The 16,451-nt window shown below is 74.5% G+C and carries 14 protein-coding genes; 4 read left to right on the forward strand and 10 right to left on the reverse strand.

Features of this window, described 5'->3' with window-relative positions; genetic code table 11:
• Positions 1-1,435 precede the first annotated feature (1,435 nt).
• The 6 genes from ACH4T9_RS25500 to aspS all read right to left on the reverse strand — a co-directional run bounded on the left by ACH4T9_RS25500 (position 1,436) and on the right by aspS (position 8,024).
• On the reverse strand, positions 1,436-2,932 hold the full coding sequence (locus tag ACH4T9_RS25500) for a replication-associated recombination protein A (protein WP_396673871.1): 1,497 nt from the start codon (positions 2,930-2,932) through the stop codon (positions 1,436-1,438).
• Between the two features lie 75 nt (positions 2,933-3,007).
• Entirely contained in the window at positions 3,008-3,238 is a 231-nt protein-coding gene (locus ACH4T9_RS25505) for a hypothetical protein (RefSeq protein ID WP_161691417.1), read from the reverse strand.
• Between the two features lie 99 nt (positions 3,239-3,337).
• On the reverse strand, positions 3,338-4,657 hold the full coding sequence (locus ACH4T9_RS25510; RefSeq protein ID WP_396673872.1) for an MFS transporter: 1,320 nt from the start codon (positions 4,655-4,657) through the stop codon (positions 3,338-3,340).
• On the reverse strand, positions 4,654-5,247 hold the full coding sequence (locus ACH4T9_RS25515) for a helix-turn-helix domain-containing protein (RefSeq protein ID WP_396673873.1): 594 nt from the start codon (positions 5,245-5,247) through the stop codon (positions 4,654-4,656). The genes ACH4T9_RS25510 and ACH4T9_RS25515 overlap by 4 nt, the downstream gene beginning before the upstream one ends.
• Positions 5,248-5,332: 85 nt before the next feature.
• Positions 5,333-6,148, reverse strand: a complete 816-nt coding sequence (locus ACH4T9_RS25520; RefSeq protein WP_396673874.1) for a sugar nucleotide-binding protein — start codon at positions 6,146-6,148, stop codon at positions 5,333-5,335.
• 70 nt (positions 6,149-6,218) lie between these two features.
• Positions 6,219-8,024, reverse strand: a complete 1,806-nt coding sequence (gene aspS / locus ACH4T9_RS25525; protein WP_396673875.1) for an aspartate--tRNA ligase — start codon at positions 8,022-8,024, stop codon at positions 6,219-6,221.
• Between the two features lie 189 nt (positions 8,025-8,213).
• On the opposite strand from aspS, the gene ACH4T9_RS25530 reads away from it, so the two are divergent.
• A complete protein-coding gene (locus ACH4T9_RS25530; protein WP_396673876.1) occupies positions 8,214-8,825 on the forward strand; it encodes a DUF998 domain-containing protein in 612 nt (203 codons plus the stop codon).
• A gap of 111 nt (positions 8,826-8,936) precedes the next feature.
• On the opposite strand, the gene ACH4T9_RS25535 is transcribed toward ACH4T9_RS25530, so the two are convergent.
• On the reverse strand, positions 8,937-9,989 hold the full coding sequence (locus tag ACH4T9_RS25535; RefSeq protein ID WP_396673877.1) for a S1 family peptidase: 1,053 nt from the start codon (positions 9,987-9,989) through the stop codon (positions 8,937-8,939).
• Positions 9,990-10,243: 254 nt separating this feature from the next.
• Between ACH4T9_RS25535 and ACH4T9_RS25540 the strand changes: the two genes are divergently transcribed.
• Entirely contained in the window at positions 10,244-11,074 is an 831-nt protein-coding gene (locus ACH4T9_RS25540; protein ID WP_396673878.1) for a GDSL-type esterase/lipase family protein, read from the forward strand.
• Positions 11,075-11,210: 136 nt separating this feature from the next.
• Here the strand turns inward: ACH4T9_RS25540 and ACH4T9_RS25545 are convergent, their stop codons facing one another.
• From ACH4T9_RS25545 to ACH4T9_RS25555, 3 genes are all read right to left on the reverse strand, one after another.
• A complete protein-coding gene (locus ACH4T9_RS25545) occupies positions 11,211-12,146 on the reverse strand; it encodes an acyl-ACP desaturase (RefSeq protein WP_396673879.1) in 936 nt (311 codons plus the stop codon).
• Positions 12,147-12,244: 98 nt separating this feature from the next.
• The gene (hisS, locus tag ACH4T9_RS25550) at positions 12,245-13,579 is read right to left on the reverse strand and encodes a histidine--tRNA ligase (protein WP_396673880.1); all 1,335 of its coding nucleotides are present in this window, start codon (positions 13,577-13,579) and stop codon (positions 12,245-12,247) included.
• A gap of 70 nt (positions 13,580-13,649) precedes the next feature.
• A complete protein-coding gene (locus tag ACH4T9_RS25555; protein ID WP_387019319.1) occupies positions 13,650-14,369 on the reverse strand; it encodes an MBL fold metallo-hydrolase in 720 nt (239 codons plus the stop codon).
• Positions 14,370-14,630: 261 nt separating this feature from the next.
• Between ACH4T9_RS25555 and ACH4T9_RS25560 the strand changes: the two genes are divergently transcribed.
• Both ACH4T9_RS25560 and ACH4T9_RS25565 read left to right on the forward strand, forming a co-directional pair.
• Entirely contained in the window at positions 14,631-15,500 is an 870-nt protein-coding gene (locus tag ACH4T9_RS25560) for a peptidylprolyl isomerase (protein ID WP_396673881.1), read from the forward strand.
• A 64-nt stretch (positions 15,501-15,564) separates the two neighbouring features.
• The gene (locus ACH4T9_RS25565; protein WP_396673882.1) at positions 15,565-16,404 is read left to right on the forward strand and encodes a peptidylprolyl isomerase; all 840 of its coding nucleotides are present in this window, start codon (positions 15,565-15,567) and stop codon (positions 16,402-16,404) included.
• Positions 16,405-16,451: the final 47 nt, after the last annotated feature.

The raw sequence follows: 16,451 nt of genomic DNA on the forward strand, positions 1-16,451 counted from the left end.
GCGGCGGGCGCGGCATCCGGCCGGCTCCGGCCGACGGACGCCCGTCCGGCGTCGCCGACGACCCGGCGGGCGCCGGTCGGTTCCCCGACCGGGGGCACGACGGCCGACTGCGCAGGCGGCACGGCGGCACGGTTGACCATCGGCATGGCGGGGTCGGTGTGGCTGCCGCGGCCGGCCTGGCGGAGCCACTCCGCCGGGCGCTGCGGACGGTCGCCCCTGCCCGCCCCGCCCCGCTCGTCGGGGCCCTCGTCCGCCGGGCCGGCGGGGGTGACCCGGCGGCGAGCGGCGGCCTCGTCCGGGCCCGGCTCGGGCCGGTCTCGCCGCATCCCGCCCGCGCCCTGGGCCGGGGTCGGCGGCGGACCGGCCGGCAGCCCGGGCACCGGGGGGGCGTTGCCGCTGAGCGGGACGACCGGCGGCGACTCCTCGGTGGCACGCCGCCGACCGGCCGGGCGGGCGACGGGCGGGACCGGCCCGGCGACACCACGGCCGGTCGGCTCGTCCGGCCCGGCCACGACGGGACCGCCGGGGACCCGGCCAGGGTGCTCCCCCGGCTCGTGCCGGGGCGAGTCGGCCGGGGCCGGGTGGGCCGCGCCGGCGACGGAGGGCTGCGCCGGCGTGGCGCGGCGGGGCGGCGGGGTCGACTCCGGGGCCGGGCGACGCGCGGCGGCGGTGGCCCGGCCGGTGGGCGGCGGCCCACCCGGGCCGACCGGCCAGCCGCCGGTCGGGGGCTGGCCCCCGCCTACGGCCGGAGCTGCCGGCGGGCCCTGTGGGCGGGGGGGGTGTCCGGGGACGCCGGCCCCCGGCGCGGCTCCCTGCGACCGGGGTTGGTCCCCCGGCGGGCCGCCGGGACCGGCCGCACGAGGCTGGTCGCGGGCCGGCTCCGGGCCGACCTCCGGAGGCCGGGACACGGCGTCTGCGGGGTACGGCGGCCGGGCCGGACGCACCGCGGGGTACGGCGGGTGGGCCGGAGCGGTCGGTGGTGCGGCCGGCAGGGTCGGGCCCTGAGCCGGGCGGACCGGCGGGGCCGCCGGTGACGGGGGCGAGCCGTGCGGCGGGCGGGGCGGGGCGGCCGGGGCGGGGCGGGGGCCCGGCTCCGGCGAACCGGGCCACGGCCCGTCGACCGGGCGGGGCCGGGCGGGGCCGGGTTCACCGCCGCGTACCGGGGGCGCGGCCGGGGAGCCGGCCGGGCCGCCGCGCCGGGCCGCCGGGTCGGGGCGGCCCGACGGCGGAAGCTCGCCGGGTGGGAGGCCGTCGGGGCCCAGCTCGGCGCGCTGCTGCTTGGCGGACCGCAGGTCGTCGATCCAGCCGAACTCCTCGCCGCTCACCGGCTCCTCAGGCTCGCTGTCGGGTCGGCCCCGACCCCACCGACGCCCCTTGGCGCGTTGTTCGCGCCGCTCGTCGGGGTCGTCCTCCGGTCGCTCCGAACCACGGGATCTCACTGCTGACCCTCCCCGACGGCGTCTGCGCCGTCCTCGTCCGCCACGATGGCGTGCCCGTTGCCCGACAGGTGGCGGCCGTTCCCGGCGGGGGCCGGCGCGTCCGGACGCGCCGGGGCGGGCAGCCCTCGGACGATCCGGCGCAGCAACGGCAGCCGGTTGGCCACCGACCGCTCTGCACCGTGCCCGCTGGGCCGGTAGTAGTCGGCCCCGACGAGGTCGTCCGGAGCGTACTGCTGGGTGACCACCCCTCGGGGGTCGTCGTGCGGGTAGCGGTAGCCCACGCCGTGACCGAGCCCGCGGGCCCCGGAGTAGTGGGCGTCGCGCAGGTTGCGGGGCACCGGCCCGCCCCGCCCGGCGCGGACGTCGGCCATCGCGGCCCCGATCGCGCTGGTCGCCGAGTTGGACTTCGGCGCGGTGGCCAGGTGGATCACCGCCTGGGCGAGGTTGAGCTGGGCCTCGGGCAGGCCGACGAACTCGACCGCGTGGGCGGCGGCGGTGGCCACGCCCAACGCGGTCGGGTCGGCCATCCCGACGTCCTCGCTGGCGAAGATGACCAGGCGCCGGACGATGAACCGGGCGTCCTCACCGGCCACCAGCATCCGGGCCAGCCAGTGCAGCGCGGCGTCCACGTCGGAGCCGCGCATGCTCTTGATCAGGGCGCTGGTGACGTCGTAGTGGGCGTCGCCGGCCCGGTCGTAGCGCACCGCGGCGACGTCCACCGCCTGCTCGGCGGTGGCCAGCTCGATCCGCTCGACGCCCAGCGCGGTGGCCGAGGCGGCAGCCGCCTCCAGCGCGGTCAGCGCCTTGCGCACGTCGCCGCCGGCAAGGCGGACGAGGTGGTCCTCGGCCTCGGTCTCGAGGGTGAGCGCGCCGGCGAGGCCGCGGGGGTCGATGACCGCGCGGCGCAGCAGGCCGCGCACGGCGTCGTCGTCCAGCGGCTGGAGGGTGAGCAGCACGCACCGGGACAGCAGCGGCGAGATGACCGAGAAGTACGGATTCTCGGTGGTCGCCGCGAGCAGGGTGACCGTGCGGTCCTCGACGGCGGCGAGCAGCGAGTCCTGCTGGGTCTTGCTGAACCGGTGCACCTCGTCGATGAACAGCACGGTCGGCGGGCCGCCCGAGCGGCGCTGCCGGCGGGCGGTGTCGATCACCGCGCGGACGTCCTTCACCCCGGCGGAGAGCGCCGACATCGCCACGAAGCGGCGGTCGGTGGCCCGGGCCACCAGGTGGGCGATGGTGGTCTTGCCGCTACCCGGCGGGCCCCAGAGGATCACCGACATCGGGGTGACGCCGCCGACGAGCTGGCGTAGCGGGGCACCGGGGGCGAGGAGGTGGTCCTGCCCGACGAGCTCGTCGATGCCGGCCGGGCGCATCCGGACGGGCAGGGGCGAGTCGGCCGACACCGGGGTGAAGCCGTCGACGCCGGCGGACCCCGTGGGGGCGCCGGGCGCCCCGGCGGGCGCACCGAGGGAGAAGAGGGCGTCGGACTCCATCGGGAAGACACTACCGGGCCGGGTCCGCGCCGCCGGAACTGCGGCGCGGACCCGGCCCGGAGTGATCGATTCCGGTCAGCCTCGACCCGGGCGCCGGCCCCGGTACCAGCGTCCGCGGCCACCGCCGCCACCACCGCCACCGCCGCGCGGGCCGCTGCCGACGCCGGCCAGGTAGAGGGAGAGCAGCAGCAGGCCGAGCATCAGCAGGGTGTGTACGTTGAAAAGGTCCGGTGCGCCGAAGTTGGTGTCGAGCAGGTCGATCAACAGGGCGAAGCCGAAGACGATGGCCGCGAGAATGGCGAGCATGTCGGTCCTCCGGTGGGGGTTCACAGTAGGTCGCCGGGTGATGTACCCAACCGGTCCGATCGCCAATCTCCACCGTGGATGGCCGTCCGCGCAGGTCAGTCACCGCCCGGGGTCGGCGGCCCCCACGGACGCGGCGACCGTCCTGGCGGGATCGGGCGCGGGATCGGGCGCGGGGGGCGGGGTCGCGCGACGGGCGGCCCGCCAGGCCGGCAGGTAGAGCGGCGCGGCCAGGGCGAGCACCACCGCGCCGACCAGCATCGCCGTGCTGACGTTGGTGCGGTCGGCCAGCACGGTCAGCGCCACCGCGCCCAGGGCGCCGGCCGGTTGGCCCATCATCGAGTTCAGCGAGAGCACGCTGGTCCGGTACGGGCCGTCGACCTGCCGGTGCAGCAGCCCCAGGTGCAGCGGGTTCGACGCGCCGTGCACGGTGTAGCAGGCCAGGTACGCCACCAGCACCCCCACGGGGCCGGCGAGCAGCCCCATCCCGACCACGGTCGCGCCCTGGAGAACCCGCAGCAGCGCGGCGCCGGGCGCCGCCCCCGGCCAGCGCAGCAGCAGTGGGGTCAGCGCGGCCCCGGCCGCCGAGGCGAGCCAGGCGGCGGAGCTGGCGGGGCCGAGCAGGGCGGCGGCCCGCTCGGGGTCGCCGACCACCTCGGCGAGGCGGACCGGCAGCAACGACTCGAAGGTGACCATGCCGAAGCCCCAGAACAGCTCCACCGCCACCAGGGCGAGCAGCACCCGGGAGCGGCGCAGCAGGCCGAACGCCTGGCCGACCATCCGGGGCGCCTCGGCGACCGACGCGCGCAGCGCCCCGGATCCCCGGCCGGGCCGGACTTCGACCAGCAGCGCCAGCAACGCGGCCAGCGCCACCGCCTGCAACGCGAAGGCGACCAGCACCGGCATGGTCAGGGCGCTCACCGGGCCGACCGGGCCGAGCGCGATCAGGCCACCGCTGAGCAGCGCGCCGACGGCGATGGCGACGCCGGCGACCGTGCCGGCGTGGCCGAGGCCGCGCTCGTACTCGGCGTCGGGGTCGGCCGCGAGGGTGGCGTCGACGTACCAGGACTCCAGGGGGCCGCTGTCGAGCGCCCGGTAGGCCCCCTGCACCGCGAAGACCAGGAAGAACAGGGCGACGGAGTCGGCGACCGCGAACAGTGCCAGGGAGACCAGGTTGAGTACCCCGGCGGTGACCAGCACCGGCTTGCGGCCCAGCGCGTCGGCGACTCCGCCGGTGGGCAGCTCCAGCGCCAGCACCACCAGGCCCTGCGCGGTGACGGCCAGGCCGATCTGGGACAGCGTCAGGCCGCGCTCCTGCATCAGCAGGATCATGACGGGGATCAGCAGGCCGGTGGGTAGCCAGCGCAGGCCGTAGAGTGCGAGGTAGCGGAACCGGACCTGGCGCACGGTGAGGGTGCTCACCGGGTCTCTCCGATCATCGGGTACCCGGCCAGGAAGACGTGCACCGGCTGGGCGTCCGACTCGTCGGGGACGGACTCCTCGCGGTAGCGCATGAGGACCTCCCACATCTCCGCTTCGAGCGCCTGGAGCCGGGCCGGTCCCAGGTGGAGCAGGGCGTCGCTCATGCCGGCGGCATCCCGCCACGCGGGAGACCATTCGGGGCGGGCCGCGAACCACCGCTCGGCCCGCTCGGCGAGCAGTCGCACCTGGTCTCCCTGGATCCACTCGACCGCGGCCCGGGCGTCCGGGTCGTCGTCGAAGTCCGTCGACTCCCAGTCGGTGAAGTCGTGCGCGGCGCGCCACCAGCGCTGCCGGCCGGTGGCCCGGTCCGGATCCTCCACGACCAGCCCCACCTCGGCGAGCTGCCGCAGGTGGTAGCTGGTGGCGCCGGTGTTGGTGTCGAGCTTCCCGGCGAGGACCGTGGCGGTCGCCGGACCGTCGACCCGCAGCGCGCCGAGCAGCCGCAGCCGCAGCGGGTGCGCGAGCACCCGCACCTGTCGGTGGTCCAGCCGGACGGCACTGGGCGTTCCTGGCGAGGTTTCGCTGTCCATGCTTGCACAATATCCATGCACACTTTCTATGCACAACTATTGTGCATAGAAAGTGTGCAACATCTGACAGCGGCCGTGGGGACGCTCAGGGGGCGAGGAGTTCGGTGACGCCGCGCAGCCGGGTGCGCAGCAGGCCGGCGGCGCGGGAGCTGTCGAGGCGTACCTCGGTGGGGCGGAGCAGGCCCGACGCGGCGCTGGTGGCGGTCCTCAGGCAGGCCGGGTCGATGCCGAACCGGCGGGCCACCAGCAGCCCCAGCTCGGCGCGGGTGACCGCCTCCGGGCCGGCCACGTTGAGCGCGCCGGCGTACTCGCCCTCCATCAGCTCCAGCACGGCGGCGGCCAGGTCGACCACGTCGACCGGGCAGCGGATCTCGTCGGTGAACAGGCTCGCCCGGCCGGCCAGGGCGTCCAGGCAGAGCCGGATCTGCCTGCTCCGCTCGTCGCCGACGATCAACGAGGTACGCACCAGCACGGCCCCCGGGTCGACGACCCGCACCGCTGTCTCCGCCGCCGCCTTCGCCGCTCCGTACGGGAAGACCGGGGTGGGCACCTCGTCGTCGGCGTACGGCTCGGGCCGGCCTGCGTGCAGCGCGTCGCTGGACAGGTGCACCAGCCGGGCCCCCGCCTCGGCGGCGGCGTACGCCACGTTGGCCGCCCCGTCGGCGGTGACCGTCCAGTCGTCGTACCGGGCGGAGGTGCTCACCACGACGGCGGGCCGCACGGCCGCGACCAGCGTGCGCACGGCGGCCCGGTCGGTCACGTCGAGCCGGCGCGCCTCGACCCCGGCCAGCTCGACGGGGTTGGCGTGGTACGTGCCGACCACCCGCCGTCCCGCCGCGACGGCCTGCCGGCACACCTCGGCGCCGAGGTACCCGCTGGCACCCACCACGAGCAGCGTCACGCTCTTCCCCCTCCACGGCGGCGGGGCGCCACCTCGGTGACGCCCCGCCGAACCCTGCGAAAAGACCGACTCAGACCGGGTCCGCCACCGGGGCGGCCGGGCCGGCGGTGCCGGTGTGCGCGGCGGCGGCCGACTTCGGCTTGGCATCGATGCCCGCCTCGGCGCGCTGCTGCCCGGTGATCGGCGTCGGCGCGCCGGTCAGCGGGTCGAACCCGCCCCGGGTCTTCGGGAACGCGATGACCTCGCGGATCGAGTCCGCGCCGGTGAGCAGCATGCAGACCCGGTCCCAGCCGAACGCGATGCCGCCGTGCGGCGGGGCGCCGTACTTGAACGCCTCCAGCAGGAAGCCGAACTTGTCCTGCGCCTCCTCCGGGGTGATGCCGAGCAGGTCGAACACCCGCTTCTGCACGTCCCCCCGGTGGATACGGATGGAGCCGCCGCCGATCTCGTTGCCGTTGCAGACGATGTCGTACGCGTAGGCGAGGGCCCGGTCCGGGGCCTCCTCGAACCGGTCGACCCACTCGGTGTTCGGGGAGGTGAACGGGTGGTGCACGGCCGTCCAGCCGCCCTCGTCCGTCTTCTCGAACATGGGCGCGTCGACGACCCAGCAGAACGCCCACGCGTTCTCGTCGATCAGCTTGGCCCGCTTGGCGATCTCGATCCGGGCCGCGCCGAGCAGCTCCTGCGCCTCCCGGGTGGCCGTGCTGGCGGCGAAGAAGACCGCGTCGCCCGGCTTCGCGCCGACGGCGTCGGCCAGCCCGGCCAGGTGCTCGGCGGAGAGGTTCTTCGCCACCGGGCCGCGCGCCTCGCCGGTCTCGGCGTCGAGCACCACGTACGCCAGGCCCCTGGCCCCGCGCGCCTTGGCCCAGTCCTGCCAGCCGTCCAGCTCCTTGCGGCTCTGGCCGGCCCCGCCCGGCATGACGACCGCGCCGACGTACCCGCCCGCGTCGATCGCGCCGGCGAAGACCCGGAACGCGGTGCCGCGCAGGTAGTCGGTCAGCTCGGTCAGCTCGACGCCGTAGCGCAGGTCGGGCTTGTCGGAGCCGTACCGGGCCATGGCGTCGTGCCAGGTGATCCGCGGGATCGGCCGGGAGATCTCGTGGTCGGCGAGGTCCTTCCACAGTGCCGAGACGATCGCCTCGCCGAGGTCGATCACGTCGTCCTCGGTGACGAAGGACATCTCGATGTCGAGCTGGGTGAACTCCGGCTGCCGGTCGGCGCGGAAGTCCTCGTCCCGGTAGCAGCGGGCGATCTGGTAGTACCGCTCCATGCCGCCCACCATGAGCAGCTGCTTGAACAGTTGCGGGGACTGCGGCAGGGCGTACCAGCTGCCGGGCTGGAGGCGGACCGGGACCAGGAAGTCGCGGGCGCCCTCCGGGGTGGACCGGGTCAGCGTCGGGGTCTCGATCTCCAGGAAGTCCCGGTCGTGCAGCACGCCCCGGGCGAGCTGGTTGGCCCGCGAGCGCAGCCGCATCGCCTTCGCCGGGCCGCCCCGGCGCAGGTCGAGGTAGCGGTACTTGAGCCGGATGTCGTCGCCGGCCTCGATCTGGTCGTCGACGGGCAGCGGCAGCGGCGCGGCCTCCGAGAGCACCTCCAGCTCGCTGGCGGTCACCTCGATCTCGCCGGTGGGCAGCTCCGGGTTCTCGTTGCCCTCGGGGCGGCGGGTCACCTCGCCGGTCACCTTCACGCAGAACTCGTTGCGCAGGGCGTGGGCGTCCTCCTCGCGGAAGACCACCTGGACGATGCCGGAGCCGTCGCGCAGGTCGACGAAGATGACACCGCCGTGGTCGCGCCGGCGGGCCACCCACCCGGCGAGCGTCACCGTGGTGCCGGCGTCCGTCGCGCGCAGGCTGCCGGCGTCATGGGTACGGATCACGGCTTGCGTCTCCCTCGTCTGCGGTCGGTCTGCCCCCGCATTCTGTCAGGGCGCCCCGCCCCCCGCCGCCACCGGGCGGCCGACGGCACCCGGACGGCGCCGCCACCGGGCGAGCCCGGCGCACGCCGGCCGGATCCCGTCCCGCGCCGCCGATGGCGGTCGCGGAGCGCGCCCGCGTACCGTGTGGCGGTGCGCGCCGTACCCCCCTGGGCCCTGCTCTCCTCCGCCGCCGCCCCGGTGTTCCTGATCGGTGGCTGGACGCTCGCGGCGGCCCGGCAGCCGGGCGGCTTCGACCAGGTGGGCGGCACGATCAGCGCGCTCGCGGCGGTCGACGCCGCGGACCGGTGGATCATGACCGTCGGGCTGCTCGGCCTGGGGCTGTGCCACTGCGTGACCGCGGCCGGGCTGCGGCCGGCGCGGCCCGCCGGCCGCCTGCTGCTCGCCCTCGGCGGGGTGGCCACGCTGGCCGTGGCGGCCCTCCCGCTGCCGGCCATGAGCGGCACCGCCGCCCCGCACCGCGCCGCCGCCGTGGTCTCCTTCGGCGCGCTGGCGCTCTGGCCGGCGCTCGCCACGCCCGCGCACCGCCCGCCCGGCGACGTCGCCGCGGCGCCGGCATTCCACGGTACGGCCGCCGCGGCGCTGCTGCTGGGCCTGGTGGGCTGGTTGGTCGTGGAGCTGGTCGGCGGCGGCGCCCGGCTCGGCCTCGCCGAGCGGGTGGCGGCCGGGGCCGAGGCGCTCTGCCCGCTGCTGGCGGTGCTGGCCCTCGGTGGTGGTCGACGGCGAACAGCCGGTCCCCCGTGACCGGCCCTTCGGCCGGCACCCGGACGCGCCCGCCGGTCGCCGCCCTCTCCCGGTACGCCGGAAGCGGGCCACCGGGAGGCCGGCGACCCGCTTCGCGGACGGTGCGGTGGATCAGATGATGCTGACGCCGTAGACGCTCATCGGCTCGGTCACCGGCTGGAAGTAGGTGGTGCCGCCGGAGCTGCAGTTGCCGCTGCCGCCGGAGGTGAGGCCGACGGCGCTGCTGCCGCTGAACAGCGAGCCGCCGCTGTCGCCGGGCTCGGCGCAGACGTTGGTGCGGATCAGGCCGGAGACGCTGCCCTCGGCGTAGTTGACGGTGGCGTTGGTGGCGGTCACCGAGCCGCCCTTCAGGCCGGTGGTGCTGCCCGAGCGCTGCACGCTCTGGCCGGCGTACGCGTTGACCGCGCCGGTGACGTCCCGGTAGCTGCCGTTGTAGAGGGACACGTTGCCCGTGGCGTTGGCGGAGTTGCTGTGCCGCACGATGCCGTAGTCGTTGCCCGGGAAGCTGCTGCCGGTACGGGTGCCCAGGATGCTGGTCTGGCCCGAGTTGGAGTACCAGCTCGACGCGATGTTGGTGCAGTGCCCGGCGGTCAGGAAGAAGGTCGTGCCGGCGCTGTTGCGGACGTTGAAGCCCAGCGAGCAGCGACCGCCGCCACCGGCGTAGATCGCCTGGCCACCGGAGATCCGGGTGCTCAGCACGCCGGCCTCGGCCTCGACGCGGACGGCGCCGCCGGTCCGGGCGGCGGCGGCCTTGACCCGCTCCAGCTTGGCGCCGGTGACGGTGCTGTCGACGGAGACGACGACCTGGTTGGTGACCGCGTCGGTCCACCAGGCGGTGCCCGGGATCTTCGCCGAGCGCTCCAGCTCGGCGGTGGCCCGGTTGAGCTCCACGGCGCCCCGCTGCACGATCTTCGCGGTCGCGCCGGAGGCGCGGACCTGACGGGCGGCGGCCTCGTCGGTAACGGTGACGACCATCTTGCCGCTGGCGTCGGCGTACGTGCCGGCGGAGCGGTCACCGAGCCGCTCGGCCAGGGTGGCCGCGGCGTCGGGCGAAGCGGGCGAGGGCGCGGCCTGGGCGGGCGCGCCGATCAGCGCGCCGGCGACCAGGGTTCCGGCCGCGGCTACGGACGCGGCGCGGAGCAGCGATGACCTCGTGGGTCGCATACAACAACCTCCCGGAAGGGGGTGACGGGTCGCGCCGGGGGTGACGGACCCGAGGACCAAGCAACCGGATCTGGGGGGAATCGAACCGGCAAAGTGAAGTATTCACATATTTAAGATCACCGGCAAGGCCCCGCTCCACCTGCACCGCCCGAGCCGAACACGACGCGGACCAGCAACATTGTGGCCACTGGCATCGATCTATAGTATCGATGGACTCCAATTTCTACATCGGCACCCGTGAACCGGAGGCCACCATGAGCACTGTTCGACGCGTCCTGGCCGCCCTCGCCGCCGCCACCGTCCTCGTCCCGCTCGGCGCCACCGCCGCCCACGCCGACGCCGGCCCGCCGCCCGCCTCGATGGCCGGTCTCGGCGACTCGATCACCCGCGGCTTCAACGCCTGCGGCTGGTTCGTCGACTGCGCCTCCCGCTCGTTCAGCACCGGTGACACGTCCTCGGTGAACAGTCACTACCTGCGCATCCGGGCGGTCAACCCGGCGATCGCCGGGAACAACCACAACGACGCGAAGACCGGCGCGAAGTCCGCCGACATGCCCGGCCAGGCGACCACCGCGGTCAGCCAGGGCGTCGGGTACGTGACGATGCTGATCGGCGCCAACGACGCGTGCACCGGCTCGGAGTCGACGATGACGCCGGCGGCCACCTACCGGGCCAACATCGACGCCGCACTCGGCCGGATCAGGGCGGGCCTGCCCGACGCCCGGGTGCTCCTGGTCAGCGTTCCCGACATCCACCGGCTCTGGTCGGTCGGCAAGGACAGCGGCAGCGCCCGCACCGCCTGGTCGCTGTTCAGCATCTGCCAGTCCATGCTGGCCAACCCCACCTCCACGGCGCAGGCCGACGTGGACCGGCGGGCCCGGGTCCGCCAGCGGGTGGTCGACTACAACACCCAGCTCGCCCAGGCGTGCGCCGCGTACGGCCCGAACTGCGACTTCGACGACAACGCCGTGTTCGGCTACCCGTTCACCCTGGGCCAGCTCTCCGGCTGGGACTACTTCCACCCGAACAGCACCGGCCAGCAGGTACTCGCCAACGTCTCGTACGCCGCCGGCTTCGGCTGGTGACCAGCCTGCCCCCACCCACCCCCGGCGATCTTGCACTTAGGGCCCGCGAACTGGGCGTGATGCGGCTTTCGCGAGGGCCGCAACCGCAAGATCGCAGGAGAGGGGTGGGGTGGGCTGGGGTGGGGCGGGGTGGGGGTTAGCGGGCGGCGGCGAGGCGGGCGGCGCGGGCGTCGCGCTTCTCCTCGAAGCGGGCCGCGTGGGTCTCGAGGGTGTCCAGGTGGGCGGCGATCTCATCGCGAGCTGCCTCGCCGTCGGCGTCCAGGCCGGAGACGTTGAACACGTCCCACTGACGCAGCACCGGGACGACCACCTCGTCGCGGTGCTGGCGCAGGTCGTAGATGCCGGCGAGGGCGATCGCCACCGACTTGCGGGCGAACCCCTCGATGCCCACGCCGGGCATCTGGAAGTCCGCCAGCACCTCGGCGATCGCCCGCATCGTCTGGCTCGGGTCGAGGTCCAGAGCGGCGGCGAGCAGATTGCGGTAGAAGACCATGTGCAGGTTCTCGTCGGCCGCGACGCGGGCCAGCAGCGCCTCGCAGGTCGGGTCGCCGGTCACCCGGCCGGTGTTGCGGTGCGAGATCCGGGTGGCCAGCTCCTGGAACGACACGTACGCCAGCGAGCGCAGCATCGAGTCGTCGTGGGAGTTGGAGTACCCGGCCGTCATGTGCACCATCCGGGCCCGCTCCAGGGCCACCGGGTCGACCGCCCGGGTCACGGTCAGGTAGTCCCGGATGGCGGTGCCGTGCCGCCCCTCCTCCGCCGTCCACCGGCCCACCCAGGTCCCCCACGCCCCGTCGGGGCCGAAGAGGGTGGCGATCTGGTGGTGGTACGAGGGGAGGTTGTCCTCGGTGAGCAGGTTCACGATCAGCGCGGTGCGCGCCACCTCGGGGATCGTCGAGTCCGATGCCGACCACGCCTCGCCGCCGAGCGGGCCGTCGAAGGTGCGACCCTCGCTCCACGGCACGTACTCGTGCGGGAACCACTCCTTGGCCATCGAGAGGTGCCGGTCGAGGTTCTTCTCCACGACGGGCTCGAGCTCGACGAGCAGGGCGGTCTGGCTCAGTGCGGTCACGACGATCTCCCTACCTACGGTGGCGTAACTTACGCAACCGTAGGTCTTCGTCGACGTACGCGCCAGTAACGCCAGCTCGTGGCGTTGCCGGCGGATCCTCAGCCCTGCCCGATCAGCGGTCGCAGGTCCGCCCGGGGCGGGGTCCACTCCCCCGCCGCCGCGGCCACCTGCTCGCCGGAGCGGATGTCCTTCACCTCGTCCGCCGCGCCGTCGGCCCCCGGGAACCACACGTACGGGATGCCGCGCCGCTCGGCGTAGCGGATCTGCTTGCCGAACTTCGCCGCACTCGGCGACACCTCGGTGGGCACGCCCCGGCTGCGCAACGCCTCGGCCACGGCGTTGCTGGCCGCCCGCTGCTCCTCGGCGGTGACCGCGACCAGCACGCAGGTCGGCACGCTGCGGGACACCGACAGGGCGTCGGCGCCGAAGAGCAGGCCGAGCAGCCGGGTCACCCCGATCGAGATGCCCACCCCCGGGAACCGGGCGGCCCCCGAGCTGGCCAGGTTGTCGTACCGGCCGCCGGAGCAGATCGAGCCGAACCGCTCGTAGCCCACCAGCTGCGTCTCGTAGACCGTACCGGTGTAGTAGTCCAGGCCACGGGCGATGCGCAGGTCGGCCACGCACAGCCCCGGCGAGTGCGCGGCGGCGGTCTCCACCACCGCGACCAGCTCGGCGACGCCCTCGTCCAGCAACGGGTGGCTCACCCCGAGGGCGCGTACCGCGTCGGCGAAGGAGGCGTCCGGGGCGGAGATCTCGGCCAGGGACAGGCACGCCTTGGCCTGCGCCTCGCCCGCCCCGGCCGTGGAGGCCAGCAGCTCGGCCACCTTCGCCGGGCCGATCTTGTCGAGCTTGTCGACCGCGCGCAGGGCGGCCTCCGGGTCGGTCAGCCCGATGCCCCGGTAGAAGCCCTCGCAGATCTTGCGGTTGTTGACCTGGATCCGCACCGGCGGGATCGGCAGCGACCGCAGCGCGTCGCCGATGACCAGCGGCATCTCGGCCTCGAAGTGGGCGGGCAGGGTGTCCCGGTCGACGATGTCGATGTCGGCCTGGAGGAACTCCCGGTAGCGGCCCTCCTGCGGGCGCTCGCCCCGCCACACCTTCTGGATCTGGTAGCGGCGGAACGGGAACTGGAGCTTGCCGGCGTTCTCCAGCACGTAGCGGGCGAACGGGACGGTCAGGTCGAAGTGCAGGCCGAGCGCGTCGTCCCCGGCCGGGCCCTCGGCGTCGGCCTGGAGCCGGCGCAGCAGGTACACCTCCTTCGAGGTCTCCCCCTTGCGCAGGAGCTGGTCCAGCGGCTCCACCGAGCGGGTCTCCAGGGGTGCGAAGCCGTACAGCTCGAAGGTGGCGCGGATCCGGTCGAGGACGAACTGCTCGATCATCCGCTGCGCCGGCGTCCACTCGGGGAAGCCGGAGATGGGCGTGGGCTTGCTCATGGCGTACTCCTTGCAGCTCCGCGCCGCCCGGCGCGGTGAGGTCGTGGCCCGCGCGGCGCGGGCGGAGGATCTAGAGGCCGCGGGTGGGCGCGGCGGGGCGCGCGCCGCCGGAGCCCGCCACCTCGACGAGGTACGGGTTGCTCGCGCGCTCGCGCCCGATGGTGGTCGCGGGGCCGTGGCCGGGCAGCACCACGGTGTCGTCGGCCAGCGGGAGGATCTTGTCCCGCAGGCTGGCGAGCATCCGGGGCATGCTGCCGCCCCACAGGTCGGTACGGCCGATCGAGCCGGCGAAGAGCACGTCGCCGGAGAGGCAGACCTGCTCGGCCTCCCAGGGCGAGCCGGCGCCGGGCAGCCGGAACAGCACCGACCCGCCGGTATGGCCCGGGGCGTGGTCGACGGTGATCTCCAGGCCGGCCAGGGCGAGGGTGGCCCCGTCGGTCAGCTCGGCGACGTCGTCGGGCTCGGTGTAGGGCAGCCGGCCACCGAAGAGCTGGGTGAGGTCCATCGACAGCGCCTTGCCCGGGTCGGCCAGCAACTCCCGGTCGGCGGGGTGCACGTACGCGGTGATGCCCCGGGCGCCGCAGACCGGCGCGACGGAGAAGGTGTGGTCGAGGTGGCCGTGGGTGAGCAGCACGGCGGCCGGGTGCAGGCGATGCTCGGCGAGCACGGCGTCGAGCCGGTCGAGCACCCCGATGCCCGGGTCGACCACCACGCACTGCTCCCCCGGCGCGGTCGCCACCACGTAGCAGTTGGTGCCGAAGGCGTCCGCGGGAAAGCCGGCCACGAGCACGTCCGCTCCCCTTCCGTCGAGCTGTCTCCCTGCACTGGCAGCCTAGCCGCAACGACGCGCGGATCCCGTCGGCCCACCCGCCCCGCGGGCCCCCGGAGGCACAGTGACACCCCCCGATAAACCTTGCGAGGACCTGGTACACCACATTCCCAGTCGGTACCCGTACACTCTGGCGGGCGTGTGGCGTGGCGCACGTGCCGCCAGACAGGGCGCGACGCCCGACCCGCCGGTGACCGTCAGGGTAGAGGAGGGGGAGCACGGGTGGCTTCCAGCAGGGACCGGCAGCGCAAAATGGCGCGGGCCAAGCTCGACCGACAGTTGGCCCGACGGGCCTCCCGGATCAGGCGCCGTCGGCAGATCCAGGCCGGCGTCGGCGCCGCCGTGGTGCTCGCGCTGATCGTGGCCGGCTCGGCGTGGGCGCTGGGCGCCTTCGACGACGACCCGGGGAAGAACACGGCCGCCGAGGACGTCTGCATCTGGACCCCGCAGGACGCCACCGCGAACACCAACCTCAAGGACGTCGGCACCCCGGCCACCACCGGCCTGCCGACCTCCGGCACCCGGGCGATGACCGTCACCACCAACCAGGGCGCGCCGGTCACCGCGGAGCTGGACCTCGCCTCGGCCCCCTGCGCCGGGGCGAGCATCGCCCACCTGGCCAGCCGGGGCTTCTACGACAACGCCAAGTGCCACGAGATCACCGACGAGGGCGCGTTGCGCTGCGGTGACCCGAGCGGCACCGGCCTGGGCGGCCCGACCTACTCGTTCTACGACGAGAACGTCCCCGTGCAGCCCGAGGCGAGCCCGTCGGCCAGCCCCGCCCCCGGCCAGCCCCCGGCGTACCCGAAGGGCACGGTCGCGATGATGGCCAACCCGCCGGGCGCCAACAGCAGCCAGTTCCTCGTCTTCTTCAAGGACTTCAATCCCGCCAAGCCGGTCTACCCGGTGATCGGCAGGGTCACCGGCGGGCTCGACGTGATCACGAAGATCGGTGCCCTCCCGACCGTGGACAATGGGAGCGGAGCAAAGGTCAAGCCGAAGACCGACGTGGTGATCCAGAGTCTCACCGTCGGCGAGCCGACGACGGCGCCGGCGTCGGGCGCTCCGGCGGCCAGCCCGAGCGCCGGCTGACCGGGCCCCGCCCCACACACTGCGGCACTGACCGCGCCAGAGACACAGTCCAGGAGGATCGACCGTGACGTCCACGAAAGAGCGGCAGCGCGCGGCGGCGAAGGCCCGACTTCAGCGGAACATGGCCGCACAGGCGACCAGGGCACGCAAGCGCCGGCAGACGCAGGCAATCGTCGGCGCCGGGGCGGCCCTGTTGCTCGTGGTCGCCGGCACCGTGTGGCTGGCCACCACCGTCGTCGGTGACGACGACGACAAGCAGGAAGCCGGCGTTGCGAGCGGTCTCGTGCAGTGCGCGTTCACCGAGATGCCCAAGGAGAACCGGACCAAGGAGATCAAGGACGTCGGGCTGCCGCAGGGCCAGCAGGCGAACACCGGCGTCCAGACCCTGACGATGGACACCAACCTGGGCCCGATCACCGCCAAGGTCGACCGGGCCGCCTCGCCGTGCACCGCGGCCAGCTTCACCCACCTGGCGAGCAAGAACTTCTTCGACAACAGCAAGTGCCACCGCCTGGTCACCGAGGGCATCCAGGTGCTCCAGTGCGGTGACCCGAGTGCGACCGGCAAGGGCTGGCGGGAGACCGACGGCACCGGTGGCCCGGCGTACAAGCTGACCGAGGAGAACCTGCCCACCGACAAGCGCCCCGCCTACCCGAAGGGGGTCATCGCGATGGCCAACTCAGGGCAGCCCGGCAGCACCGGCAGCCAGTTCTTCATCGTCTACGGCGACTCGCAGCTCGACCCGAACTACACCGTCCTGGGCACGATCACCGGCGGCATGGACATCGTCGAGGCCGTCGCCAAGGCCGGCGACGACAAGGCGTTCGCCAAGCAGGCTGGCGGTGGCCACCCCAAGAAGGAGGTCGTCATCAAGAAGCTGACGATGAGCGAGCCGCAGGGCTGAGCCCTCCACCACGACGAAGCGCCCGCCGGCTGCGAGCCGGCGGGCGC

The sequence above is a fragment of the Micromonospora sp. NPDC020750 genome, from assembly GCF_044334565.1.
Classification (GTDB): Bacteria; Actinomycetota; Actinomycetes; order Mycobacteriales; family Micromonosporaceae; genus Micromonospora.

What these genes read in the sequence shown, in the direction of transcription:
- ACH4T9_RS25500 (WP_396673871.1), bottom strand. Translation starts at nt 2,932, where the DNA reads ATGGAGTCCGACGCCCTCTTCTCCCTCGGTGCGCCCGCCGGGGCGCCC.
- ACH4T9_RS25505 (WP_161691417.1), bottom strand. Translation starts at nt 3,238, where the DNA reads ATGCTCGCCATTCTCGCGGCCATCGTCTTCGGCTTCGCCCTGTTGATC.
- ACH4T9_RS25515 (WP_396673873.1), bottom strand. Translation starts at nt 5,247, where the DNA reads ATGGACAGCGAAACCTCGCCAGGAACGCCCAGTGCCGTCCGGCTGGAC.
- ACH4T9_RS25535 (WP_396673877.1), bottom strand. Translation starts at nt 9,989, where the DNA reads ATGCGACCCACGAGGTCATCGCTGCTCCGCGCCGCGTCCGTAGCCGCG.
- ACH4T9_RS25540 (WP_396673878.1), top strand. Translation starts at nt 10,244, where the DNA reads ATGAGCACTGTTCGACGCGTCCTGGCCGCCCTCGCCGCCGCCACCGTC.
- hisS (WP_396673880.1), bottom strand. Translation starts at nt 13,579, where the DNA reads ATGAGCAAGCCCACGCCCATCTCCGGCTTCCCCGAGTGGACGCCGGCG.